Below are 25,238 nucleotides of genomic sequence, written 5' to 3'. Positions count from 1 at the left end.
AACGTTATGGCAGAGCAATCTTCAGATGTAAAAAATAGTGACAATAGCGCCGGAGGACATAAGCTGGGGCTTATATCCCTCATCGCTATTGTCGTTAGCTCCATGCTGGGAGGCGGCGTTTTCAGTCTGCCGCAAAACACGGCGGCCTCTTCTGCACTAGGGCCAGTAATCATTGCATGGATTATTGCCGGGATCGGTATTTATTTTATCGCAAACTCCTTTCGCGTACTATCAGATCTGCGCCCGGACCTTCAGGCTGGAGTGTATATGTATGCCCAGGAAGGTTTTGGTTCCTTTATTGGCTTTAACGTCGCCTGGGGCTACTGGCTGATGACCGCATTTGGCAACGTTGCCTTTGCGGTAATTTTAATGGATGCTTTTAATCAGTTTATGCCGGGGGTTTTTACGGATGGTAATAATCTGAACTCCATTATCTGCGGCTCAGTGCTGATCTGGGGCTATAATTTTCTTGTTCTGTCCGGGACGAAAGTGGCCGGATTTGTTAACACCTTGGGAACCATCGCCAAGCTCGTCCCTCTGATCCTATTCGTATTACTGCTGGGTGTGCTGATCGATTATTCGGACCTGTTTAAAAACTTTTGGGGAGAATCACCCGCGATCCTCAGTGGCAACGGAAATGACGCCGCACCAGTATCGCTGCTGTCTCAGATTCTGGCACCGATGACCGTAACGCTCTGGGCCTTTATTGGCGTCGAGGGAGCGGTTGTTCTATCCGGACGTGCCAAAAATAAACAGGACGTAGGGAAAGCCACACTGATCGGCTTTCTGCTGGCGCTAATTATTTATATGTTAATGTCCATTCTGCCGTTCGGTGTAATGCCTCAGGCAGAACTAGCGCAGGTCAGTAACCCCTCTACCGCAGGCGTGCTCGCCCACGTTGTCGGTCAGTGGGGCGACTGGCTGATGAGCGCGGGGCTGATTATTTCTGTTCTGGCCGGCTGGCTTGCCTGGACCATGCTATGCGCTGAAATACCGATGGTCGCAGGACAGAAAGGCGCTTTCCCGCGCGCGTTTGCCCGAACGAACAGTAAACAGGCGGCCAATGTGTCACTGTGGGTTAGTAGCTTTGTGATGCAGGCGGCCATGTTACTTGTTTATTTTTCAAATAATGCTTGGACCACCATGTATAATATCAGTGCGCTGATGGTTGTTCCGGCCTATATTACCACCACGCTGTATCTGACCAGTATTTGCAGAAACGGAAAATATGATCAGTATGCAAAAAAAGGCCGCAGGCTGGCTTTGTCCAGCGGTGTTTTAGGCTCGCTATTCTGTCTGTTTATTCTTTACGCCAGCCAGATTGAGTATGTTGCATTAATTCCTATCCTGTTGACCTGTGGTCTGCCGGTCTTTATCTGGTCAAGAAAAGAAAAAAATGATGGTCAGCCGATATTTACCAAAAAAGAGCTGATTTATCTGATTATGCTGTTGCTGTGCGATATTATCGTCGTTGCCCTGTTTATTGGTGGATATTTAAAGGTATAAGTCCGAGTTAAATCTTTACTGGGCTAGTAATGCCGCCTTTTAAACAAGAAGGGCGGCAATCTTACTGAAATTAGTATGCTGCAAATCGGTAATGCTGCCAACTTACTGATTTAGTGTATGATGGTGATTTTAAGGTGCTTGCGTGGCTTCCATTTCCATCAGATGTCCTTCCTGCTCCGCTACTGAAGGCGTGGTGCGTAACGGCAAAAGCACTGCCGGACATCAGCGCTATCTCTGCTCTCATTGCCGTAAAACATGGCAACTGCAGTTCACTTACACCGCTTCTCAACCCGGTACGCACCAGAAAATCATTGATATGGCCATGAATGGCGTTGGATGCCGGGCAACTGCCCGCATTATGGGCGTTGGCCTCAACACGATTTTACGTCACTTAAAAAACTCAGGCCGCAGTCGGTAACCTCGCGCATACAGCCGGGCAGTGATGTGATTGTCTGCGCTGAAATGGACGAACAGTGGGGCTATGTCGGGGCTAAATCGCGCCAGCGCTGGCTGTTTTACGCGTATGACAGTCTCCGGAAGACGGTTGTTGCGCACGTATTCGGTGAACGCACTATGGCGACGCTGGGGCGTCTTATGAGCCTGCTGTCACCCTTTGACGTGGTGATATGGATGACGGATGGCTGGCCGCTGTATGAATCCCGCCTGAAGGGAAAGCTGCACGTAATCAGCAAGCGATATACGCAGCGAATTGAGCGGCATAACCTGAATCTGAGGCAGCACCTGGCACGGCTGGGACGGAAGTCGCTGTCGTTCTCAAAATCGGTGGAGCTGCATGACAAAGTCATCGGGCATTATCTGAACATAAAACACTATCAATAAGTTGGAGTCATTACCGACATTGTCAAGATGAACAGCATGCATTGTAACAGTCTGCAGTTTATGTTCTCCGTGGATAATTATTCTTATTTCATGGTGATTTTTGTTATATTTTAAAATGCATATCTCACCATTTAGTTTTTTATATCACAAAAACATAGTGATGCAATCATACACACCTGCCTCTATCGTACAGAGAAAACGGGCAATTATTTGTATTATTCCTTCATAACGACTTCAGTATACAGGATGACCGCAACCACGCTCCTTCTCCTGCCCGGGCGAAGTGCCTGGTTCAGACAATTACATTAACTGGCTGAAATTTTCGACGCGGTACAAGCCTCCCTGCTTTGAAAGGTGGCCTGGCGCTGCAATTTTTTACTTTTGTTTTTGTATCCGGAAAAACACATCTGCAAGAATCATTATTCTCTTGCCTGAAGCTATCCAGCATCCTCAGATATTTCGCACTTTATGAGCTGGCATCAGAAAAATGTGCCAGTAATTTTTTATTAATGACTTCAAACAGTTCCTGTTCATCATGAGTCAGATAATCCCAGATTTCTTTCAGATACATGCTTTGTGCAAGAGTGAGCCTCTGAATAAAAAACATACCTTCAGATGTCAGACTGATTTTTTTAGCACGGCGATCCTCCCTGCTATCCGTCCTTTTTACATATCCGGCTTTTTCTAAAAAATCTGTAATGCGGGTAATATTAGTTCTGGTAAACTGAAGTTTCTGGCTTATCTCTGAAGGTGACAGACAATGGTTCTCCGCTGCGAATAATGTGGTGAGAACCATATATGCTGAGTGATTTATTCCATACGCCCCCAGAAATTCAGATATATTATCCTGCATTCTTTTATTTGTGCGAATACAGAGCTGCATCAACAAATGTTCCCGAAAGGGATATGCGGGGTCTTTGTTTTTTTGGTGTCTGATTATTTTTTCTAATGTGTCTGTGTTATTCATTTCATTATTCTCCATATTACTGAAACACACTGTCTGTGTACAAGCGCGCATCAGTCATCCGGTAAACATCGACTTTCCACTACAATTTATTCCTACCTGATTTCTGTATGACAGAGTAGTCCCGACAGGCAGACGGATAAATTCCCGCAGGTAAAAGAACATAAATGCTGGCTGCTGACAAGTCTGTGAAAAAGGATTATTGTAGTGGTTCACAAAATCAGGACACCGGAATAACCTGTTTCCACTTTTCTTCATGTAAGCAAGGCGGTAAACCATCGTTGTTCGTGTGAGGTCGATAAACGTTGTAATAACCATTAATCCACTGGTTTATATCACGTACCGCATGGATAAAATCACCATAACCACCTTTCGGAAGCCATTCATTTTTAAGGCTGCGAAAGACTCTTTCCATCGGCGAATTATCCAGGCCATTCCCTCTGCAACTCATACTTTGCATTACCCCATAACGCCAGAGTAACTTTCTGTATTTATTGCTTTTATACTGAACACCTTGATCTGAATGAAACAGCAGACGGCCATCACGTGATCGTGTTTCCAGTGCATTACGCAAAGCCCTACACACCAACTCAGCATCAGCGGTTAATGAGAGGGCTGAACCGGTAATCCGCCGTGAATATAAATCAACAACGAGCGCGAGCTAACACCATTTGTCATGCAGGCGAATAAAACTGATGTCGCCGCACCAGACGCGGTCTGGTGCGGCGGGGTGAAATTGCCGGTTCAGTAAATTTGGCAATGGCGGACTTTTGTCTTCGTTGACCCGGTAGTGATGTTTAACCATCTGTCGACTTGTCAGCCCGCATTCCCGCATCAGTCGTCGTGCCAGCCACCGGCCTGCATCAACGCTACTCTGGCGCAACATCTGACTGATTGCACGGCTACCGGCTGCGCCACGACTGAGAGCATGGAAAGCCCTCACCCGACTTCGTAAGTCAATTCTTTGCACATTAACAGGACGCGTCACCTGCGCGTAATAAACGCTACGGTTAGGTAATGACTCCAACTTATTGATAGTGTTTTATGTTCAGATAATGCCCGATGACTTTGTCATGCAGCTCCACCGATTTTGAGAACGACAGCGACTTCCGTCCCAGCCGTGCCAGGTGCTGCCTCAGATTCAGGTTATGCCGCTCAATTCGCTGCGTATATCGCTTGCTGATTACGTGCAGCTTTCCCTTCAGGCGGGATTCATACAGCGGCCAGCCATCCGTCATCCATATCACCACGTCAAAGGGTGACAGCAGGCTCATAAGACGCCCCAGCGTCGCCATAGTGCGTTCACCGAATACGTGCGCAACAACCGTCTTCCGGAGACTGTCATACGCGTAAAACAGCCAGCGCTGGCGCGATTTAGCCCCGACATAGCCCCACTGTTCGTCCATTTCAGCGCAGACAATCACATCACTGCCCGGCTGTATGCGCGAGGTTACCGACTGCGGCCTGAGTTTTTTAAGTGACGTAAAATCGTGTTGAGGCCAACGCCCATAATGCGGGCAGTTGCCCGGCATCCAACGCCATTCATGGCCATATCAATGATTTTCTGGTGCGTACCGGGTTGAGAAGCGGTGTAAGTGAACTGCAGTTGCCATGTTTTACGGCAATGAGAGCAGAGATAGCGCTGATGTCCGGCAGTGCTTTTGCCGTTACGCACCACGCCTTCAGTAGCGGAGCAGGAAGGACATCTGATGGAAATGGAAGCCACGCAAGCACCTTAAAATCACCATCATACACTAAATCAGTAAGTTGGCAGCATCACCCAATCTGCTGACAGACGAAGATAATGAACCCGTTATGGTTTTTAACGGAGAGAGGAATGTACTGGCAGACAGTCTGAAACCACAGCCTCTGATTCTTCCGGTCAAGGGAAAATAAGCGTAATGTTCATCACCAGATTATGTACGATGAGTTTTCCACTGTTTATAGCAATTATCTTGCTAATAACCAGACAGGAGTAACCAGACCAACCGAAAACACCGGGAAGGTGATTACCCGCTGGCAGAGGAAATCCGGTTTTTTTTGATGTCAGCCATAACGTGTTTGACAATAAAGCATCATGAAAGGGTGTTAATGAGTCCATGGGATAATTCATAAAAATAATTTACTGTGTTATCCTTTTCAAAAGAAATATTCAGAAGATAACCCCTGGCTGACAACCAGGGGAAGGGAGCATTAACAGTGTTATTATTGGTGAATAAATTATTACTTGTGTGCAGGATACACTAATGCAATATCTACTGATACTGTATGCCAGTATGTTTCATGCCTGCCGCTGAAAACGGCAATATCCAGGGCCAGACATATTCACCATTCATATTTCTGCATTTCTGTACAATTTTCTCAGAAAGCGTCTCATCAATTCTTTCACGCAACTTCTCCTGCTGTCTTAAAATACTTTCGCATATTTCGAAATCATCTTCCTGCATCAGCATTTCGGCGCATTTAATGATTTCTGCCCGTTCATGCAGCACAGAGGAATGATTATAGAGCCAGTTTACAAACAGCAATGCTTCCGGATATTGCCCCCATAACGGGTGGTATGTGGCATAATAATCTTCGGCAGTATCCGGACCGCCTGAAAAGTTATGCCATACAGCAAGTGGAAATGGATGCAGATTTCCGCACAGTATTTCTGCGATGTAAGTATTTGCCGCAAAGCCGCGACGAAATGCAGTTGCAGCTTTTACCAGTTCCCCATTAAGAAAATGCAGAAGGCCGAGTTCATACCAGTAAGGTGAAAATTCATCTGCATGTTCCTGCAGTATATGGCGTGCCTGTTCATGAGCGCCAGTGCGTAACAGTTCCGGTCCCAGTAGCCAGCGTGCACCATGATTATCTTCGGGATTGTAATCCAGTATTTTTTCAATGAGCATGATGGCATCCTGATGACGCCGTAAATGTGCATTTGCCAGGATTGCCGCATAGAGGGCACGAAGAAAAGGTCGGTTGTCAGGATGTATCCAGATGATTCTGCCACTGAAACCTTCAGGGATAAGACGATTGCCAACTGCCAGCCCTTTAAGGGCAGCATTCAGCGCCTTACGCGGGGCATTCTGCTCCAGAAATACGTATGCCAAGTGAGCGTGTACATCAATAAAGTCATTCTCCTGTCGGGCAAGGCGCCTGAGTTTGTTGATGTAACTTGTTTCGCTGATTTCATCCGCATCGTATGCATCAATCAGTTCTTCAAACTCATCCAGCAACGAGCCAAACCAGGTTTCCGGAAATATGAAACAGCCCTGGTTATCGTTCACTTCAAAGCGTAATTTGCCAGTCATATTCTGAACCTGTAAAAAAGGATGGACCATAACCTGCAGGCTATAAAAATTGTGATGCCTGGCATCGGTGTCCTTTTATTGTCCGGGATTAACGTTGCCCATGATAATACAGTGAATTCTGTTCTGTGGTAAGACGTTGAGTTATTGAATGAGAACCTCAGCCTGGCTGATGGTTCCGCCGGCATAAAAAAGAAATTGATTGAGGCGGGTGCTCTTCCCCTTAAGAGGAAGAGCATGTGTGTAAATGGCGTTCAGTCACCTTTTCAGTGGATTGTTAACTTTTGCATATTCAAACGGACTGATACACTCCTCCCTGTTTGCATCCAGAAAATCTGCCCACCATTGCAGCATAAGCCGACGTTCTTCCAGATGTTCTGCTTTATGAATATACGCGGCACGTACTCCGTTGCGCTCCTGATGACTCATCTGACGTTCAACCGCATCTCTTGACCATAAGCCGGATTCAATCAATGCACTGCACGCCATCGCCCGGAATCCATGGCCACAGACTTCCTTGGTTGTGTCATACCCCATCACTCTGAGGGCCTTATTTACGGTATTTTCACTGATTGGTTTACGTGGGTCGTGTGCTCCCGTAAAGATCAGACCATTTTCACCTGCCCATGTCTGAAGTTCTGCCAGTATGGCTACAGCCTGTTGGCTGAGTGGCACAAGATGTGGTGTTCGCATCTTGGAGCCCCGGTATGAAAATTTTACGCCTGGCAGAGGTTCGCGTTCGGCTGGAATAGTCCACATGGCATTGTCAATATCAATTTCAGACCAGCGGGCATATCTGAGTTCACTGGAACGAATAAAAACCAGTAAATTCAGCATAACTGCCAGTCGGGTGACAGGCTGGCCTTTATAACCGTCAATACGCGACAGAAGTTCAGGCAGGCGTGAAAGATCCAGAGCAGGGCGATGCTGGCGTTTTACCGTGGTCAATGCACCAGCCATATCCAGAGCCGGGTTATATCTGATGATGCCAGACTGTACGGCATAACGCATTACAGCAGATATTCTTTGCTGCAGACGACTGGCGATTTCATAAATTTGTTTAACTTCTGCAGCACGAACAGGGATAAGCAGATCCGGGGTACTGAGTGTTGTGATATCCCGGTTGCCGATAAAGGGGAAAACGTGAGTCTCGAGGCTTTTGAGTACTTTATCGCTGTGTGATTGTGCCCATTGTTTATTACTGGCATGCCAGCGTCGTGCAATATGTTCAAAAGAGAGCTGTAAATCAGGGACTACTTTTTTAGCTCTTTTCTGTTCGCAAGGGTCAACCCCCTCCGAAATCAGTTTTCGGGCCTCATCCCGTTTTGTACGAGCTTCGGAGAGAGAAACTTCCGGATACACACCAAGTGCCAGGGTTTTCTCCTTACCCAGAATACGATAACGGAGACGCCAGTAACGGGAACCATTAGGATGTACCAGCAGGAACATGCCAGCCCCGTCAGTGAGTTTATAAGCCTTGTCAGTGGGCTTTGCAGCCCGGATTTTTGCGTCAGTCAGTGCCATAGTTCAGCCTTCTGAATGCGTTAAAGAGGGTACAAATTCTGTCGAACTGGGGTATACCCGCAATTATACCCACACAATGGGGTTGATGTGGGGGGAATCTGGTTGAGTTCGGTAGAATTGATTTGGAGGCAGAACGCTTAAATTGTGGCGTTCTGAAACGAAAAACGGACCTCCGTGGAGGTCCGTTGATATGAACTTGGTGCCCGGACTCGGAATCGAACCAAGGACACGGGGATTTTCAATCCCCTGCTCTACCGACTGAGCTATCCGGGCAACGGGGCGCATTAAACCGTAATCTGCACATCTCGTCAACCTAATTTCAGTAAAAGCGATTCAACTGCTTAAGATTGCGGCAAATCGCTTCTTTTCTGTGTTTCTGTCAGGTCAGTGCACCACCCTGACGGCAGCGGGCGAAGCGCAGGATATCTTCCGCCAGCCGATGTGCGGTGTCGACATCCGCCTGGCTACGATTCACCAGCATTCGGCTTAAACAGCCTTCCAGCACCAGTTCCATCTGCTTTGCTACCATCGCCGGATCGTCAACTTCCAGCGTGGTTAACAGTTCGTGGGTGAAATCGTAGGCCGCGCTTTTTTGCTGATCGGCCAGTTGATGAATAGGGTGGCCAGGATCGGGGTAAAACGTACAGGCAGCGATAAACAGACAGCCCGGATAGCGGTTGTTTTTAACGCACTCCGATAACGCCTGATAACGTGCCAGCAACTTTTGTTCGGCGGTTTGCGTTTCGTCCAGCATCAGCTGACGACGCCAGACATCTATCTGTTGGCTAAGATAACGCAGCGCATCGTAGAGGATTGCCTCTTTGTCTGGCCAGAAGCGGCGTAGCTCGTCCAGTGGATAATCCACACGTTCAGCAACCATCTCCAGCGTGGTGTTGGCAATCCCTTGTAATTCTAATAATTTCAGGGCTTCTCCCAGTACATCTTCACGTTGCACGCTATTTTCCTCCGTCTTTCCCACTGCAAGTGTCGTTCACGGTTGGCGATCGCGCAAATGTGCGCTGAAGGTTTCAGCATCCATAAAGCCCGTGACGCGTGCTTGTGGATGCTCCTGGCCTTGTCCGTCAAAAAAGAGAATTGTCGGTAGGCCAAGGACATTAAGATGCTTTAACAGCGCCACATCTTGTGCGTCGTTGGCAGTGACGTTGGCCTGAAGTAAGACCGTATCTGCTAACGCTTTTTGCACCTGCGGGTCGCTGAAGGTGTATTTCTCAAACTCTTTACAGGCGACGCACCAGTCGGCATAGAGATCTAACATCACTGGTTTGCCTTTGGCTTCAACGAGCGCCTGATTTAACTCATCTACTGTTTTGATTTGTGTAAAGTTGAGATGCGTCTGAGTTTGCGCGGTATGTGTTTCACCAAATGCCCAATCCTGAAGTGGGCGCACGCTAACCAATGCCGCTGCCAGCAGGATTATTTGCACCACGCGCATCCAGCCGCGTTTGGCCTGTAGGCTGGTGATAAAGGCCCAGCCAAAGAATGCGACACCAAGCGCCGACCACAAGCGTAATCCCCATATATCACCAATCACTCGCTCCAGCAGGAAGACCGGCAGTGCGAGGATCACAAAACCAAACGCGGTTTTGACTTGTTCCATCCACGGGCCGCTTTTCGGCAGCAAGCGGTTACCAAAGACGGTAATTAGCATCAGCGGCAGGCCCATGCCCAGCGCATAAAGATAAAGCGTGCCGCCGCCCAGCCACATGTTCCCGCTTTGGGCGATATACAGCAGAATCGCGCTAAGCGGTGCAGTGGTGCATGGTGAACAGATCAGTCCGGCAATCGCCCCCATAATAAACACACCGCCAGGTGAGCCGCCCTGTTGGCGATTGCTCATCAGCGTGAGACGTGTTTGCAGCGAAGAGGGGAGTTGCAGAGTAAACAAGCCAAACATTGACATCGCCAGCAAGGTAAAGACGATGGCGAGGCCAATGAGCACGTATGGGTGCTGTAGCGCCGCCTGGAACTGTAACCCTGCGGCGGCAACCACCAGACCCAGCGCCGTGTAAGTCAGCGCCATCCCCTGCACATAAATAAAGGTCAGCAACAATGCTCTGGCAGTGGAAAGCCGCTGTTTACCGCCCAGCACGATGCCAGAAATCAGTGGGTACATTGGCAGCACGCATGGCGTAAAGGCGATACCAATACCGATCAACAACGCCCAGAGCGCGGAAAAGGGCAATTGCGCGGTGGGCTGCTCTTGCTGCGGAACAGACACAGGCTGTGACGCTTCGTTGTTAGCGACCACTTCGCTTAACGGAACGGTTTTGGTTTCTGGCGGATAACAGAAACCGGCATCAGCACAGCCCTGGTAGGTGACAGTTAACGTTGCTCCCGCACTCGCCTGGTTGATGGTTACGGGAAGCGTCAGCCGATCGCGGTAAATCTCGCTTTTGCCGTAAAACTCATCTTCATGCCAGACGCCTTGCGGCAGCTGCACGTCAGCAATTTTCGCGTGTTCCGGCGTAATGCGGATCTGTTTACGGTAGAGGTAGTAACCGTCTTTGATCTGCCAGGTCAGATTCAGATCATGTTGATTTTGCTGAAAATCAAAAGCAAAGGCTTGATCCGCGGGGACAAATTGTGAACGTCCCGGCGCGTCGAATAATCCGGCAAAAACGGAAGTGCTGCAAAGTAGCAGGATCAGCGTAAAGATGCGTTGAGCCATGAGAGGTAATCTGTGTCTCCGTGTGTAACAGGTAAAACCAGAAGTTCCGGGGTTTGATATGGATGATGAGACTTCAGGCATTCCAGCAGCGCCTGCTGGTGAGATACGGTAGTTTTTAAAATCATCTGCACTTCGTATTCTTGCTCCAGCTTACCTTCCCAGTAATAGAGAGAGGTAGCGCCGGGGATCAAGGTCGCGCAGGCCGCCAGTTTTTCCGCCAGCACTTTGGCGGCTAAATCCTGGGCTGTCGCTTCATCCGGTGCCGTACATAGCACCACGACAGACGTGGTATTCGAACTTTTTTCATCAAGCATAAACACCTCGCAAGAACAGATGGAACCGCAAGAGAGAGGTCACTATACAACGGACGGGGAAAGGATGTTAGTCGGCGGGAAAGAAAGCGGGGCGTGAACGCCCCGCGATGGGTCATTACAGCATGAAGCTACCCAGCACGAAGCCGAAGCAAACGGCCAGGGCAACGCCCAGAGTACCCGGGATGAAGAACGGATGGTTGAAGACGAATTTACCGATACGGGTAGTACCCGTGTCATCCATCTGTACCGCAGCAACCAGTGTCGGGTAGGTCGGCAGAATGAACAGACCAGACACCGCAGCGAAAGAAGCAACAGCGGTCAGCGGAGAAACGTTCAGTGCCAGAGCCATCGGCATCAGTGCTTTTGCGGTTGCAGCCTGAGAGTACAGCAGAGCAGAAGCAAAGAAGAAGATGACGGCCAGCAGCCACGGATGACCCTGAATCACTTCACCAGCGGTATCTTTGATCCAGTCGATGTTGTTGGAAACGAAAGTATCGCCCAGCCACGCAACACCCAGGATACAAATACAGGCGCTCATACCTGCTTTGAAGGTGCTGGAGTTGAGAATGTTGTCGGTATCGACTTTACAGATAACGGTGGTCAGAGTTGCAACGCTGAGCATGATGATCAGGATTGCGTTGGTGGTGTTCATCAGCGGTTTTTCAACCAGACCCATGCTTGGGCTGTTGATGATTGCATAGATAACCACGCCAACTACGCCCAGCAGGAACAGCCAGACGGACGTTTTTGCACCGGATTTGATTTCAATCTGCTTTTCACCGCGCAGTTCAACCAGGCCCTCTTCCAGACGCTTGCGATAAATCGGATCGTCAGAGAGTTTGGAGTTGAACAGCATAGTGACCAGGAAGGACATCACCAGAACCGCCAGCAGGGTGGACGGGATGACCACGGAGAGCAGATGGAGGTAGCTGATGCCATGACCTTCCATTACGGAAGACATGTAAACCACTGCCGCTGAGATTGGCGATGCGGTGATCGCAATCTGCGCGGATACCACTGCAGTAGACAGCGGACGGCAAGGTTTAACGCCTTGTTCCTTCGCAACTTCAGCGATAACTGGCAGTGTCGCCAGAGAGATGTTGCCAGTACCAGCAAAGATTGTCAGGAAATAGGTCACGATCGGTGCGAGGATCGTGATGTATTTCGGGTTACGGCGCAGCAGCTTTTCTGTCTGATGAACCAGATAGTCCAGACCGCCAGCAACCTGCATGGCAGAAATAGCGGCGATAACCGCCATGATAATGGAAATGACATCGAACGGGATGTTACCGGGTTTAACGCCAATAGCGGCAAGAACCAGCACCCCCAATCCGCCTGCAAAACCAATACCTATTCCCCCCAATCTGGCGCCCAAGAAGATCGCCAGCAAAACTATGATGAGTTCTACAACTAGCATATTAGCCTTCCTTGTTTTTTAACAAGTTGATATTAAATCGTTATTTTTAAGTTACTACTCACAAGAAAAAAGGCACGCCATCTGACGTGCCTTCTTTATTTGTACTACCCTGTACGATTACTGTTCGCTTTCATCAGTATAGCGTTTTGCTTTGTAAGCCGGGTGCATCAGATTCTGTACGGAGAAAATATCGTCAAGTTCCGCTTCAGTCAACAGACCGCGTTCCAGAACGACTTCACGTACACTCTTACCGGTTTCGGCACAGATTTTACCCACGATGTCACCGTTGTGGTGACCGATGAACGGGTTCAGGTAAGTAACGATACCGATAGAGTTGTAAACGTAACCTTCGCACACTTCTTTGTTAGCAGTGATGCCGTTAATGCATTTTTCCAGCAGGTTGTAGCAAGCGTTGGTCAGAATGTGAACGGATTCGAACATGGCCTGGCCAATGACTGGCTCCATAACGTTCAACTGCAGCTGACCTGCTTCTGCTGCCATGGTAACAGTGGTGTCGTTACCGATGACTTTGAAGCATACCTGGTTAACCACTTCCGGAACAACCGGGTTTACTTTAGCTGGCATGATGGAAGAGCCTGCCTGCAGTTCCGGCAGGTTGATCTCGTTCAGGCCGGCACGTGGACCAGAAGAGAGCAAGCGCAGGTCGTTACAGATTTTGGACATCTTCACAGCCAGGCGTTTCAGCGCGCCGTGAACCATAACATAAGCGCCGCAGTCGGAGGTCGCTTCGATCAGGTCTTCAGCCGGTACGCATGGGAAGCCAGTGACTTCAGCCAGTTTTTTCACTGCCAGCGGAGAGTACTCTTTCGGCGTGTTCAGACCAGTACCGATTGCTGTTGCGCCAAGGTTAACTTCCAGCAGCAGTTCAGCGGTACGTTGGATATTTTTCACTTCTTCTTTCAGCAAGATGCTGAAGGCGCGGAATTCCTGACCGAGGGTCATCGGTACTGCGTCCTGCAGCTGGGTACGACCCATTTTCAGGATGTCCTGGAATTCGACAGCTTTACGTTCAAAGCCTTCACGCAGTTGGTTAATCGCATCTACCAGTTTAATCAGGGAAGAGTAAACTGCGATACGGAAACCGGTCGGGTAGGCGTCGTTAGTGGACTGACATTTGTTAACATGGTCGTTCGGGTTCAGGTACTGATATTCACCTTTCTGGTGACCCATCAGTTCCAGACCGATATTGGCCAGCACTTCGTTGGTGTTCATGTTTACGGAAGTACCTGCGCCGCCCTGGTAGACGTCTACCGGGAACTGATCCATGCATTTTCCGTTGTTCAGGACTTCATCACATGCGGCAATGATGGCATTCGCTACACTTTTAGGAATGGTTTGCAGCTCTTTGTTTGCCATAGCTGCGGCTTTTTTAACCATTACCATACCGCGAACAAATTCAGGAATATCACTGATTTTGTTGTTGCTGATATAGAAGTTTTCAATCGCTCTCAGAGTGTGAACACCATAGTAGGCATCAGCTGGAACTTCCCTGGTACCCAACAGATCTTCTTCGATACGAATGTTGTTTGACATGTGAACCTTCTTTTTCAAGCTGCCAATGATTTGCTTTAAACACACAGAATATATGTGGTTTCGAATGTTTTTCGGCCGACGATTATCCCCTGCATCGACCGAATACCCGAGATCATATGCTGCTTGAGGATTTCTACCGTAACCTGGATCACTTTAAGTGTCGGTTTTTACCCCTTAATTATTAATTTGTGAAATGGATCACCGCTTTGGGATTACTACCAAAAATAGTTGCGCAAACATCTTGAAATTTTGCTAATGACCACAATATAAGCTAAACGCGATTCGCAACCCATTCAGGTAGCCGGGTTTAACCGGCTGCTATTACAGGAGAAACCTTTGCGCTGGTTACCTTTTATTGCCATTTTCCTTTATGTCTATATTGAGATTTCAATCTTTATTCAGGTTGCTCATGTATTGGGGGTATTGCTGACCCTCGTGCTGGTTATATTCACGTCAGTTATCGGTATGTCACTGGTACGCAACCAGGGCTTTAAGAATTTCGTGCTGATGCAGCAAAAAATGGCGGCGGGTGAAAACCCAGCGGCGGAGATGATTAAAAGTGTTTCGCTGATCATTGCCGGTTTGCTGCTTTTATTACCGGGCTTTTTCACCGACTTCCTCGGTCTTCTGCTTTTATTGCCGCCGGTGCAAAAGCATCTGACAGTGAAGTTGATGCCTCATCTGCGTTTTTCCCGTATGCCAGGCGGCGGTTTTAGCGCCGGGACCGGTAGCGGTAATACTTTTGATGGTGAGTACCAGCGAAAGGATGATGACCGCGACCGCCTTGATCATAAAGACGATCGCCAGGATTAATGTCGAAACGCCGGATTATGTGGTTATGCCATTTCCCGGCGTTTTTCGTTTTGGCAGAAACAGCCATAACCCCGCCAGCATGATCAGCGCGTAGAGACTTTTCCAGCCGACCATTGCCAGTAACAGAACGCATAATAGCCCGCCAACCACTGCCAGTAGTCGATAACGTCCTTGCAATAATTTACAGCCTGCCAGCATGCATAACAGATAAATCATAATAAAGATGCCATTGGCATAAATAATAAGAGCGTCCAGATTGATCTCTAAAGCATGAATCACCAACGTGCTCACCACGCAGCAGCCGAGCACCGCATTGAGGGCATTATTCGGAATATGGCGAGAAGAGAGGCGTGCCAGGTAGTGGTCAGGATTATGTTGCGCCTGCGACCAGACCAGGCGGGCGAAGCTCTGTATATAAATGTTGAGACTGGCAAAGCAGGCCAGATAGCCAATTACGCAGGCAATCCATAACGCTCCTACACCGAACAACTGCACTACAATTTTGGGAAGCGATGCTGCCGCCGCCATTTGTTCACCATAGGCGTCGAAGTGTAAGACGACTACCGTACAGCCCCAATAGACTAATCCTGCCAGCAGCAGGCCAATCATCAAAGCACGAGGAAAATCACGCTCTGGATTTTTAAATTCCGAGGCAAGATGGGCAAATGCTTCCAGACCGACAAAACACCAGAACATCACTGATAACGCAGCGAATAACCCGGTAAGTTCGATATTTCCTGGCGCAGGGAAGGGGATATTCGCAGGTTTGATATCGCCCGCCCACCAGATAGCGACAATCAGTGCGACGATAAGTCCGGCAATAACTGTTTGTAGATTAGCACTGGAACTGGCACCGCGAGTACCGATATACCACACCAGCGCCAGCGTACCGAGTTCTGCCAACAACAGTTGCTCGCTATGCCAGCCAAACATTGCCTGGCCGAATCCGGCAGCAATTTGTAGCGCGGCAGGCAAACCCACGGGAATGACCGATAAAAACAACCAGCCGGTGACTCGCTCAAGCCGCGAACCAAACGCCATACCGACGAAGTGTGCGACGCCGCCTGCGCTGGGATAGTGGCGACCCAGAATCGCAAACACAATCGCAATCGGGAACACTAAGATAATCAAAACGGGCCACGCCCACAGGCTGTTATTGCCTGCTACTAGCGCAGCTAACGCAGGAACGGCAAACACGCCAGTGCCTAATAATGACGTCGATAGCAGGCCGATGCCCTGGGCCAGCCCCAGTTCTTGTTTGAGTCCACTCATGGGTTGATGTCCGATTGCGCCCAAATTTTGGGCAACTGCGTAGATTTTCGATGGTAGCACAATCAGATTCGCTTATGACGGTGATGAAGAAATAGCGATGAAATGTGAGGTGAATCAGGGTTTTCACCCGATTTTGTGCTGATCAGAATTTTTTTTCTTTTTCCCCCTTGAAGGGGCGAAGCCTCATCCCCATTTCTCTGGTCACCAGCCGGGAAACCACGTAAGCTCCGGCGTCACCCATAACAGATACGGACTTTCTCAAAGGAGAGTTATCAATGAATATTCGTCCATTGCATGATCGCGTGATCGTCAAGCGTAAAGAAGTTGAAACTAAATCTGCTGGCGGCATCGTTCTGACCGGCTCTGCAGCGGCTAAATCCACCCGCGGCGAAGTGCTGGCTGTCGGCAATGGCCGTATCCTTGAAAATGGCGAAGTGAAGCCGCTGGATGTGAAAGTTGGCGACATCGTTATTTTCAACGATGGCTACGGTGTGAAATCTGAGAAGATCGACAATGAAGAAGTGTTGATCATGTCCGAAAGCGACATTCTGGCAATTGTTGAAGCGTAATCCGCGCACGACACTGAACATACGAATTTAAGGAATAAAGATAATGGCAGCTAAAGACGTAAAATTCGGTAACGACGCTCGTGTGAAAATGCTGCGCGGCGTAAACGTACTGGCAGATGCAGTGAAAGTTACCCTCGGTCCGAAAGGCCGTAACGTAGTTCTGGATAAATCTTTCGGTGCACCGACCATCACCAAAGATGGTGTTTCCGTTGCTCGTGAAATCGAACTGGAAGACAAGTTCGAAAACATGGGTGCGCAGATGGTGAAAGAAGTTGCCTCTAAAGCGAACGACGCTGCAGGCGACGGTACCACCACTGCAACCGTACTGGCTCAGGCTATCATCACTGAGGGTCTGAAAGCTGTTGCTGCGGGCATGAACCCGATGGACCTGAAACGTGGTATCGACAAAGCAGTTACCGCTGCAGTTGAAGAACTGAAAGCGCTGTCCGTACCGTGCTCTGACTCTAAAGCGATTGCTCAGGTTGGTACCATCTCTGCTAACTCCGACGAAACCGTAGGTAAACTGATCGCTGAAGCGATGGACAAAGTCGGTAAAGAAGGCGTTATCACCGTTGAAGACGGTACCGGTCTGCAGGACGAACTGGACGTGGTTGAAGGTATGCAGTTCGACCGTGGCTACCTGTCTCCTTACTTCATCAACAAGCCGGAAACTGGCGCAGTAGAACTGGAAAGCCCGTTCATCCTGTTGGCTGACAAGAAAATCTCCAACATCCGCGAAATGCTGCCGGTTCTGGAAGCTGTTGCCAAAGCAGGTAAACCGCTGCTGATCATCGCTGAAGATGTTGAAGGCGAAGCACTGGCAACTCTGGTTGTTAACACCATGCGTGGCATCGTGAAAGTTGCTGCGGTTAAAGCTCCGGGCTTCGGCGATCGTCGTAAAGCTATGCTGCAGGATATCGCAACCCTGACTGGCGGTACCGTAATCTCTGAAGAGATCGGTATGGAGCTGGAAAAAGCAACCCTGGAAGACCTGGGTCAGGCTAAACGTGTTGTGATCAACAAAGACACCACCACCATCATCGATGGCGTGGGTGAAGAAGCTGCAATCCAGGGCCGTGTTGCTCAGATCCGTCAGCAGATTGAAGAAGCAACTTCTGACTACGACCGTGAAAAACTGCAGGAGCGCGTAGCGAAACTGGCAGGCGGCGTTGCAGTTATCAAAGTTGGTGCTGCTACCGAAGTTGAAATGAAAGAGAAAAAAGCACGCGTTGAAGACGCCCTGCACGCGACCCGTGCTGCGGTAGAAGAAGGCGTGGTTGCTGGTGGTGGTGTTGCGCTGATCCGCGTAGCGTCTAAACTGGCTGACCTGCGTGGTCAGAACGAAGACCAGAACGTGGGTATCAAAGTTGCACTGCGTGCAATGGAAGCTCCGCTGCGTCAGATCGTCCTGAACTGCGGCGAAGAACCGTCTGTTGTTGCTAACACCGTTAAAGGCGGCGACGGCAACTACGGTTACAACGCAGCAACTGAAGAATACGGCAACATGATCGATATGGGTATCCTGGATCCAACCAAAGTAACCCGTTCTGCTCTGCAGTACGCGGCTTCTGTGGCTGGCCTGATGATCACCACCGAGTGCATGGTTACCGACCTGCCGAAAAACGATGCAGCTGACTTAGGCGCTGCTGGCGGTATGGGCGGCATGGGTGGCATGGGCGGCATGATGTAATTGCCCTGCACCTCGCAGAAATAAACAAACCCCCGGGCAGAAATGTCTGGGGGTTTTTCTTTTGGTCATCTTTCTAGTATAAGATTCAGACACGGACGACGCGAGTGGCGTCCAGCTCATTGATTATGGGGAATAACATGCACGTAAAATACTTAGCAGGGATTGTCGGTGCCGCGCTACTGATGGCGGGTTGTAGCTCCAGCAACGAATTGAGTGCTGCCGGTCAGAGTGTACGCATTGTGGACGAGCAACCAGGTGCAGAGTGCCAGCTGATTGGTACTGCGACAGGTAAGCAAAGCAACTGGCTTTCCGGGCAACACGGAGAAGAAGGCGGTTCTATGCGCGGCGCAGCAAACGATCTGCGCAACCAGGCGGCTGCAATGGGCGGTAACGTGATTTATGGCATCAGCAGCCCGTCGCAGGGAATGTTGTCCAGTTTTGTCCCGACGGATAGCCAGATTATCGGTCAGGTTTATAAGTGCCCGAACTGATGTGATCCAGAGGCTGGATACTTCCAGCCTCGTAGTAAAACAGATGAGATTATTTCGCCTGTGGTGCAGTTTTGCTGGTGGATTGAACACGTAAGTGATGCAGCGCGCGTAAGCATTGATCCTGGGTTAGCGGTTGGGCGTTATTTGCCGCTACGGTGCGAACATAGACCTGACATGGCACACCCGCGAGTTTTTTCAGTCGGGGGCTGAAATCAAGCATTCGGCGAGTGATCGCCTCCACTTCTTTACCCGGCGTTGCTTCACGCGTTTTCACCACTGCGCCGCTAAATTGTTCATTGCCACTTTCATCTTTAAAGCGGTAAAGCACCGCCAGATAATGGTTGAACAAGTTATGTTTCCATTCCGGTTGGGAATAGGTGTCATATTCCAGATTGCCATTTTCCTGGCAGTCAACGTCGTATAACGGCAGGAAATCTAACAGTGAGGTAATACGTAATGCCAGTTCACGCATTTCCGCATTATTAATTGCATGAATGATTGCTCGCGCCAGCATTTCAATCTGCAACTCATTGACGACTAACTCACATTTGCTACCGTCATGTAGCGTTAATACGAAGGTAAGATTTTCGCCCTGATCATCGGTAAGTTCCAGCGTGTTAACCCGACGATTAATATCGGCATTTTTAAGCTCATCAACCAGAATTTCTGGGATATTTTCTGCCATTTTCTTAATGACTTTATCGCGAGCTTGTTCATACTGAAGGCGTGCAGCAGCATCCAGTTTATGCTTTTGATGCAGACGACTTTCCAGCGCAATCAGAAGGTCGCGCAATTCCATGGCAGACATAAAGAACAACGATTCTTTATTGCGAGGTTCTTTAATTTTCAGCGCCAGTGCAATGAAATTATTACTCTTGCGAATAACACCGGTATTAACACCCTTGATGCTTATGGCCATGTAGGTTCTCCCTAACCATTTCTCAATTAAATAATTAATTTTAGTTTATAAGCCAGATAAATGGGCTTGGTAGTAATAGTTGTTAAAATAACATAAATAGCCGTGCTCACTCTATATAAACAGAAAAGAAAGGTTAATTATTGGTGTTGGTTATATAAAGAGTAACAACAGCAATGTATATGAATAATTAAAGGTTATGCAACGGGCAAAGATTAAACTTCCCTGTTTAATCAGTTACTGCTGGCGTAGCTGGAGATCCAGCGGCGTTTTGCTGGGTTCGCCGCCAATTTCTCGCGCCAGTTTAGGCACCAGATATCCCGACACCAGTGTCAGCAACTCACGCATAATCTGCCGTGCTTCGTCATCACTCACCATAAAATGCGCCGCGCCCTGTACTTTATCGAGCACATGCAGGTAATACGGCATCACGCCCGCATCGAACAACGCATTACTCAGGTTTGCCAGCGTTTGCGCGTTATCGTTCACACCACGTAACAGAACGCTCTGGTTCAGCAAAGTAACGCCCACCCGGCGCAACTTAGCCATCGCCTGACGGAATGTTTCATCTACCTCATTGGCATGGTTGATGTGATTCACCAGCAAGATTTGCAGCGTAGAATGAGAAAAGCGTTCAACCAGCGCATCTGTGATGCGTGCCGGGATCACAATCGGCAGACGGCTGTGAATCCGCAGACGTTTGATATGCGGGATGGCTTCCAGTTGTGTGAGCAACCAGTCCAGCTCGTGATCTTTCGCCATCAGCGGATCGCCGCCGGAGAAAATCATCTCGTCCAGTTCCGGATGCGCAGCAACATACTCAAGTGCAGTCTGCCAGTTACGCTTATTGCCCTGATTTTCGGCATAGGGGAAGTGGCGACGGAAGCAATAGCGGCAATTTACCGCGCAGCCGCCTTTGACCAGCAAAAGCGCCCGGTTGTGGTATTTATGCAACAAACCAGGCACTACGCTATGCTGTTCTTCCAGCGGGTCGGTGGAGAATCCGGGCGCGACGACAAACTCATCTTGCGAGGTAAGTACCTGACGCAAAAGCGGATCGTTCGGATTGCCTTTCTCCATGCGATCGATAAATGAGCGGGGCACACGCAGGGCAAACAGCTTTTTGGCGCTGCGTCCGGCCAACAGTTTTTCGTCCGCGTCTATATTCAAAAGACGCAGAAGTTCATCAGGATCGGTCACAACATCGGCAAGTTGCGTTAACCAATCTTCTCTGGATGGGGTATTTAGGGTTACAATATGCGCCATTTTGTGGCTTAGCTACCAATTAACAAATTTCAGAGGGCCTTATGGCAACGTACTATAGCAACGATTTTCGTGCTGGTCTTAAAATCATGTTAGACGGCGAACCTTACGCGGTTGAAGCGAGTGAATTCGTAAAACCGGGTAAAGGCCAGGCATTTGCTCGCGTTAAACTGCGTCGTCTGCTGACCGGTACTCGCGTAGAAAAAACCTTCAAATCTACTGATTCCGCTGAAGGCGCTGATGTTGTCGATATGAACCTGACTTACCTGTACAACGACGGTGAGTTCTGGCACTTCATGAACAACGAAACTTTCGAGCAGCTGTCTGCTGACGCAAAAGCAATTGGCGACAACGCTAAATGGTTGCTGGATCAGGCAGAGTGTATCGTAACTCTGTGGAATGGTCAGCCGATCTCCGTTACTCCGCCGAACTTCGTTGAACTGGAAATCGTTGATACCGATCCGGGCCTGAAAGGTGATACCGCAGGTACTGGCGGCAAACCGGCTACCCTGTCTACTGGCGCTGTGGTTAAAGTTCCGCTGTTTGTACAAATCGGCGAAGTCATCAAAGTGGATACCCGCTCTGGTGAATACGTCTCTCGCGTGAAGTAATGCGGTTGTGGTGCGGCCTGCAGGCTGCACCATCACTTATTCAGGTCAGAGATGATGAAACGCCTTATCGTTCTTGTTTTGCTTGCCAGCACGCTGCTTACGGGCTGTAACACCGCTCGCGGTTTCGGCGAAGATATCAAACACCTCGGCAACTCCATCTCCCGCGCTGCCAGCTAATTTTTCTTCTCTTCCGAAAAATCATCAGATTTCCATCATTTTTGGCGATGTTGTCTATTATTAATTTGCTATAGGCAAACATAAATAACATTACCTAAAAGGAAGACGTTATGGTGAAGAAGACAATTGCAGCGATCTTTTCTGTTCTGGTGCTTTCAACAGTATTAACTGCCTGCAACACCACGCGTGGCGTTGGTGAAGACATTTCTGATGGCGGTAACGCGATTTCTGGCGCAGCAACGAAAGCGCAGCAATAAGCAATAACGGTACGACAGCTGTGTCGTGCCGTTTGTTTTTTCTGCGATAGTTACATAGGTAATAGTTGAAATTCCCCTGCCACCTGGCAAAATATCCGTTCAACCATCAGCTTTGCAGGACGACCTGCAAACGCGTCTTTTCACCGGGGACGGCCCCAATTTTCCGGAGCCTGATATGTCCTGGATTATCTTAGTTATTGCTGGTCTGCTGGAAGTGGTATGGGCCGTTGGCCTGAAATATACTCACGGCTTTAGTCGTTTGACGCCAAGTGTTATTACCGTGACGGCGATGATTGTCAGTCTGGCGCTACTTGCCTGGGCGATGAAATCGTTACCAGTAGGGACGGCTTATGCCGTGTGGACGGGTATTGGCGCAGTCGGCGCGGCCATCACCGGCATTGTGCTGCTCGGTGAGTCCGCTAACCCGATGCGCCTGGCGAGTCTGGCGTTAATCGTATTGGGGATTATTGGTCTGAAACTCAGCACTCATTAACTACCGGGCTGCTGTACCCAAATAAACTTACTGACATCAAACCCTTCCCGGGTCGCGACTGCCAGCATCTCCTGTTTCACTTCGTCAGAAATGGTTGGCGTGCGGGAGAGTATCCACAGGTAGTCGCGGTCCGGGCCGCAAACCAGCGCATGGCGGTATTCCCGATCGAGTGCAATAACGTTATAACCGCCATAGAAAGGACCAAAGAATGACACTTTCAGCGCAGCGCGAGTTGGTGCTCCGGTAAAGTACGCTTTCCCTTCACTCTGCTGCCACATTTCTCTGTCAGGGTTATAGCCTTTATTAATGACATTCAGGCCGCCGTCATCACGCAGGCTGTATGTTGCGGTGACTTTTTCCAGTCCACGTTCAAAGCGGTGATCAAAACGGGCAATCTCATACCAGGTACCGAGATAACGTTTAGCGTCGAAATTATTCACTACGGTCACGCCACGCGGCGGCGTAGGGGAACTGCAGGCAACGACCAGAAATGCAGCTGTCGCTGCGGCAACGAGAGGGAGCAGGCGCATAAATGTTTCCTTACTGGTTTTTTTCTAAGTGTAGATGACAGCAAGGAAAAGCGGAGAAAAGGTCCGAAAATTCGGACCCGATGAAATTTTACTGTAGAGTGTTGAGAATCTGCCAGGCGGCGGTAACTCTCGCTGGATTGGGATAGTTTTTGTTAGCCAGCATCACGATACCCAGCTCTTTTTCTGGAATAAACGCGACATAGCTACCAAATCCGCCGGTCGCCCCCGTTTTATGTACCCATGATGCGCGTACTGCAGGAGTTGGGGGCGTAATCGGTTTTACGGGGCGTGCTGCCAGTGCAATTTTATTGTCACTGCCGTTAATGATGATGTCAGGATTTACCGGCCAGTCCAGCATTTCCCAGCCCAGACCCTGATACATATCGCCGGTTTGCCAGTAGCGAGATTGTGCCAGCTGTATCCCTTGTTGAAGTATTTTCTCATTGATATCAAAGGGTTTTAAATTGCTTTGCACCCAGCGGGCCATATCTTCAATGGTCGACTTCACACCATAAGCTTCAGCATCTAACGCCCCTGGCGAAACATGTACTGCCTTACCTTCGCGATATCCCCAGGCGTAGTTCTTTTCTTCTGCGGACGGTACATTAATCCACGTATGATTGAGTTTGAGTGGCTGGAAGACACGAGTTTTCATCGCCTGCTCAAAACTCAAACCAGACGGCTTCACAGCCAGTGCGCCGAACAAACCGATACTGGAGTTGGCATACAGACGTTGTGTTCCTGGAGCCCATGCAGGCTGCCAGTTTTGATAGAAGCGCAGCAAGTCGCTTGAGGATTTCACCTCATCCGGCACCTGCAATGGCAGGCCGCCAGCGGTGTAGGTTGCGAGATGTAATAGTGTGATCCCATTCCACTGTTTAGCGGTAAGTTCAGGCCAGTATTTTGTTGTGGGATCGCTTAACTTGATTTCCCCTCGAGCAATAGCGTCGCCACCAAGCACGCCCGTAAATGTTTTGCTGACCGAACCTAACTCAAACAACGTTTGCTGTGTGACGGGCTGCTTTTTGGCGATGTCCGCATAGCCCCAGGTAAAGTAATAAGGTTTACCCTGATAAATTACCGCTACCGCCATACCGGGGATCTTTTGTTGCTCTATAAGCGGGGTAATTGTGCGATGCACAATATCGTTGATTTGTTGAGGTGCGGCAAATGTGGAGCAAGAGGCGGTAATTAATAAGGTGCAGAGCGTCGTTTTGAACATAGGGTCTGGTTTCCATACAAAACGGCCCGCCATAGGCGGGCCAGATTTACATTGGCGATGCGTTAGATTGTAACGACACCAATCAGTGTGACAACTGTCAGGATAGCAGCCAGACCGTAGAAAACCCATTTACCCGCAGGTACGTGGATTTTCAGATCGTGCATCGCGTGGTGCATACGGTGTAAACCACACCACAGCGGCAGAACGATCATCAGGAACAGGAATACGCGACCAATGAAGCTCTGCGCGAACGCCAGAACGCGCTCGTAGCTCAGTGCATCACCCGGAAACAGCCCTAGCGGCAGCAGAATACCAACCAGCAGGATCATCACCGGCGCAATGATGGCGCTCCACATACCACCGGCCCCGAAGAGGCCCCAGAATACCGGTTCGTCAGAACGCTTTGGATTTGGATTAATCATCTCAGGCTCCTTACCAGTACAGGGCAACAAACAGGATTACGATGGTGGCAACCACAGTTACCGCCCAGAGACTTTTGATAATTGGCTCTGGTCCCATTTTTTCGTCTTTTACAATGATATTGGCTGCTTTTGGTGCCAGCTCAAACCAGGTTTTGGTGTGCAGCAGGGCTGCCGCCAGAGTGATCAGGTTAATGATCACGATAACCGGGTTTTGTAAAAAGTCGACGAATCCCGCCCAGGCTTCCGGGCCATTTTTCAGGGCAAACAGCCCGAAAATCAGTTCAATGCTGAACCACACAGCCGGAACCGCCGTGCCTTCGCGCAGCATGTAAAAGCGATAAAACGGCAATTTTTTCCACCAGGTGGACGTCATTGGCCGTACATACGGTTTACGTTTAGTCGTCATGT

Annotated in this window: 27 protein-coding genes, 1 tRNA gene and 1 pseudogene; 10 read left to right on the top strand and 19 right to left on the bottom strand. The window is 49.3% G+C overall.

What is annotated here, in order from left to right; genetic code table 11:
• Window positions 1-6 precede the first annotated feature (6 nt).
• Both EAS44_RS22255 and EAS44_RS22250 read left to right on the top strand, forming a co-directional pair.
• Complete coding sequence (locus EAS44_RS22255) at window positions 7-1,506, top strand: basic amino acid/polyamine antiporter (protein WP_001331567.1); 1,500 nt, start codon at window positions 7-9, stop codon at window positions 1,504-1,506.
• 142 nt (window positions 1,507-1,648) lie between these two features.
• Window positions 1,649-2,346, top strand: a protein-coding gene (locus EAS44_RS22250; protein ID WP_223695933.1) for an IS1-like element IS1A family transposase whose coding sequence is annotated in 2 segments (ribosomal slippage) — window positions 1,649-1,898 and window positions 1,898-2,346 — 699 coding nt in all. Because the reading frame shifts where the segments join, the coding sequence is not laid out codon by codon here.
• Window positions 2,347-2,812: 466 nt separating this feature from the next.
• Here the strand turns inward: EAS44_RS22250 and EAS44_RS22240 are convergent.
• The 12 genes and pseudogenes from EAS44_RS22240 to aspA form a co-directional block, all read right to left on the bottom strand.
• A complete protein-coding gene (locus tag EAS44_RS22240; protein ID WP_001447126.1) occupies window positions 2,813-3,364 on the bottom strand; it encodes a MarR family transcriptional regulator in 552 nt (183 codons plus the stop codon).
• A gap of 166 nt (window positions 3,365-3,530) precedes the next feature.
• Window positions 3,531-4,322, bottom strand: a pseudogene (locus EAS44_RS22235) (IS3 family transposase); the annotation flags it as partial.
• A gap of 16 nt (window positions 4,323-4,338) precedes the next feature.
• Window positions 4,339-5,036 (bottom strand): IS1-like element IS1A family transposase gene (locus EAS44_RS22230; protein ID WP_223695933.1). Its coding sequence is split into 2 segments (ribosomal slippage): window positions 4,339-4,787 and window positions 4,787-5,036, totalling 699 coding nucleotides; the frame shifts between segments, so codons are not numbered across the junction.
• 156 nt (window positions 5,037-5,192) lie between these two features.
• The gene (locus tag EAS44_RS25815) at window positions 5,193-5,423 is read right to left on the bottom strand and encodes a hypothetical protein (RefSeq protein ID WP_001333708.1); all 231 of its coding nucleotides are present in this window, start codon (window positions 5,421-5,423) and stop codon (window positions 5,193-5,195) included.
• A 142-nt stretch (window positions 5,424-5,565) separates the two neighbouring features.
• Window positions 5,566-6,609 (bottom strand): hypothetical protein, encoded by a 1,044-nt coding sequence (locus EAS44_RS22220; protein WP_000147021.1) that lies wholly within the window; start codon window positions 6,607-6,609, stop codon window positions 5,566-5,568.
• A 255-nt stretch (window positions 6,610-6,864) separates the two neighbouring features.
• On the bottom strand, window positions 6,865-8,130 hold the full coding sequence (locus EAS44_RS22215) for a tyrosine-type recombinase/integrase (protein WP_001218869.1): 1,266 nt from the start codon (window positions 8,128-8,130) through the stop codon (window positions 6,865-6,867).
• 197 nt (window positions 8,131-8,327) lie between these two features.
• Window positions 8,328-8,403 (bottom strand) — tRNA-Phe (locus EAS44_RS22210).
• A gap of 106 nt (window positions 8,404-8,509) precedes the next feature.
• Complete coding sequence (gene dicD, locus EAS44_RS22205) at window positions 8,510-9,085, bottom strand: transcriptional regulator (protein WP_001188520.1); 576 nt, start codon at window positions 9,083-9,085, stop codon at window positions 8,510-8,512.
• A 36-nt stretch (window positions 9,086-9,121) separates the two neighbouring features.
• A complete protein-coding gene (gene dsbD, locus EAS44_RS22200; RefSeq protein WP_000068942.1) occupies window positions 9,122-10,819 on the bottom strand; it encodes a protein-disulfide reductase DsbD in 1,698 nt (565 codons plus the stop codon).
• Entirely contained in the window at window positions 10,795-11,133 is a 339-nt protein-coding gene (gene cutA / locus EAS44_RS22195) for a divalent cation tolerance protein CutA (RefSeq protein WP_000883409.1), read from the bottom strand. The genes dsbD and cutA overlap by 25 nt, the downstream gene beginning before the upstream one ends.
• Before the next feature lie 115 nt (window positions 11,134-11,248).
• Complete coding sequence (gene dcuA / locus EAS44_RS22190; RefSeq protein WP_000961959.1) at window positions 11,249-12,550, bottom strand: anaerobic C4-dicarboxylate transporter DcuA; 1,302 nt, start codon at window positions 12,548-12,550, stop codon at window positions 11,249-11,251.
• Between the two features lie 117 nt (window positions 12,551-12,667).
• The gene (aspA, locus tag EAS44_RS22185) at window positions 12,668-14,104 is read right to left on the bottom strand and encodes an aspartate ammonia-lyase (RefSeq protein ID WP_000069437.1); all 1,437 of its coding nucleotides are present in this window, start codon (window positions 14,102-14,104) and stop codon (window positions 12,668-12,670) included.
• 336 nt (window positions 14,105-14,440) lie between these two features.
• Here aspA and fxsA point away from each other — a divergent pair, with 336 nt between their 5' ends.
• On the top strand, window positions 14,441-14,917 hold the full coding sequence (fxsA, locus tag EAS44_RS22180; protein ID WP_001267451.1) for an FxsA family protein: 477 nt from the start codon (window positions 14,441-14,443) through the stop codon (window positions 14,915-14,917).
• A 15-nt stretch (window positions 14,918-14,932) separates the two neighbouring features.
• On the opposite strand, the gene yjeH is transcribed toward fxsA, so the two are convergent.
• Window positions 14,933-16,189, bottom strand: a complete 1,257-nt coding sequence (gene yjeH / locus EAS44_RS22175; protein WP_000015811.1) for an L-methionine/branched-chain amino acid transporter — start codon at window positions 16,187-16,189, stop codon at window positions 14,933-14,935.
• A gap of 275 nt (window positions 16,190-16,464) precedes the next feature.
• Here yjeH and groS point away from each other — a divergent pair, with 275 nt between their 5' ends.
• The 3 genes from groS to yjeI all read left to right on the top strand — a co-directional run bounded on the left by groS (window position 16,465) and on the right by yjeI (window position 18,939).
• Window positions 16,465-16,758 (top strand): co-chaperone GroES, encoded by a 294-nt coding sequence (groS, locus tag EAS44_RS22170; RefSeq protein ID WP_001026276.1) that lies wholly within the window; start codon window positions 16,465-16,467, stop codon window positions 16,756-16,758.
• Between the two features lie 43 nt (window positions 16,759-16,801).
• Window positions 16,802-18,448: a chaperonin GroEL gene (gene groL / locus EAS44_RS22165; RefSeq protein ID WP_000729117.1), complete on the top strand. Its 1,647-nt coding sequence runs from the start codon at window positions 16,802-16,804 to the stop codon at window positions 18,446-18,448.
• Window positions 18,449-18,585: 137 nt separating this feature from the next.
• Window positions 18,586-18,939, top strand: a complete 354-nt coding sequence (gene yjeI, locus EAS44_RS22160) for a DUF4156 domain-containing protein (protein ID WP_000558209.1) — start codon at window positions 18,586-18,588, stop codon at window positions 18,937-18,939.
• Window positions 18,940-18,988: 49 nt separating this feature from the next.
• Here yjeI and yjeJ read toward each other — a convergent pair whose 3' ends face one another.
• Both yjeJ and epmB read right to left on the bottom strand, forming a co-directional pair.
• Window positions 18,989-19,858, bottom strand: coding sequence for a YjeJ family protein (yjeJ, locus tag EAS44_RS22155; protein WP_001008035.1), 870 nt, complete (start codon window positions 19,856-19,858; stop codon window positions 18,989-18,991).
• 234 nt (window positions 19,859-20,092) lie between these two features.
• On the bottom strand, window positions 20,093-21,121 hold the full coding sequence (epmB, locus tag EAS44_RS22150; protein ID WP_000940544.1) for an EF-P beta-lysylation protein EpmB: 1,029 nt from the start codon (window positions 21,119-21,121) through the stop codon (window positions 20,093-20,095).
• A gap of 41 nt (window positions 21,122-21,162) precedes the next feature.
• Between epmB and efp the strand changes: the two genes are divergently transcribed.
• The 4 genes from efp (at window position 21,163) to sugE (ending at window position 22,656) form a co-directional block, all read left to right on the top strand.
• On the top strand, window positions 21,163-21,729 hold the full coding sequence (gene efp / locus EAS44_RS22145) for an elongation factor P (RefSeq protein ID WP_000257278.1): 567 nt from the start codon (window positions 21,163-21,165) through the stop codon (window positions 21,727-21,729).
• Window positions 21,730-21,780: 51 nt separating this feature from the next.
• Complete coding sequence (gene ecnA, locus EAS44_RS22140) at window positions 21,781-21,906, top strand: lipoprotein antitoxin entericidin A (RefSeq protein WP_000977757.1); 126 nt, start codon at window positions 21,781-21,783, stop codon at window positions 21,904-21,906.
• Between the two features lie 110 nt (window positions 21,907-22,016).
• Window positions 22,017-22,163, top strand: coding sequence for a lipoprotein toxin entericidin B (gene ecnB, locus EAS44_RS22135; protein ID WP_000239596.1), 147 nt, complete (start codon window positions 22,017-22,019; stop codon window positions 22,161-22,163).
• A 175-nt stretch (window positions 22,164-22,338) separates the two neighbouring features.
• A complete protein-coding gene (gene sugE / locus EAS44_RS22130) occupies window positions 22,339-22,656 on the top strand; it encodes a quaternary ammonium compound efflux SMR transporter SugE (protein WP_000118477.1) in 318 nt (105 codons plus the stop codon).
• Here sugE and blc read toward each other — a convergent pair.
• The 4 genes from blc to frdC all read right to left on the bottom strand — a co-directional run bounded on the left by blc (window position 22,653) and on the right by frdC (window position 25,236).
• Window positions 22,653-23,186, bottom strand: coding sequence for a lipocalin Blc (gene blc, locus EAS44_RS22125; RefSeq protein WP_001238369.1), 534 nt, complete (start codon window positions 23,184-23,186; stop codon window positions 22,653-22,655). The genes sugE and blc overlap by 4 nt on opposite strands.
• 88 nt (window positions 23,187-23,274) lie before the next feature.
• Window positions 23,275-24,408, bottom strand: coding sequence for a BlaEC family class C beta-lactamase (gene ampC, locus EAS44_RS22120; protein ID WP_001350795.1), 1,134 nt, complete (start codon window positions 24,406-24,408; stop codon window positions 23,275-23,277).
• A gap of 62 nt (window positions 24,409-24,470) precedes the next feature.
• On the bottom strand, window positions 24,471-24,830 hold the full coding sequence (gene frdD / locus EAS44_RS22115; protein WP_000609663.1) for a fumarate reductase subunit FrdD: 360 nt from the start codon (window positions 24,828-24,830) through the stop codon (window positions 24,471-24,473).
• Between the two features lie 10 nt (window positions 24,831-24,840).
• Window positions 24,841-25,236, bottom strand: coding sequence for a fumarate reductase subunit FrdC (frdC, locus tag EAS44_RS22110; protein WP_000208757.1), 396 nt, complete (start codon window positions 25,234-25,236; stop codon window positions 24,841-24,843).
• Window positions 25,237-25,238: the final 2 nt, after the last annotated feature.

The sequence above is a fragment of the Escherichia coli DSM 30083 = JCM 1649 = ATCC 11775 genome (genome assembly GCF_003697165.2).
Taxonomy (GTDB): Bacteria; Pseudomonadota; Gammaproteobacteria; order Enterobacterales; family Enterobacteriaceae; genus Escherichia; species Escherichia coli.
Note: the sequence above shows the minus strand (reverse complement) of the source record. Positions and strands in the feature narration are given on the sequence as shown.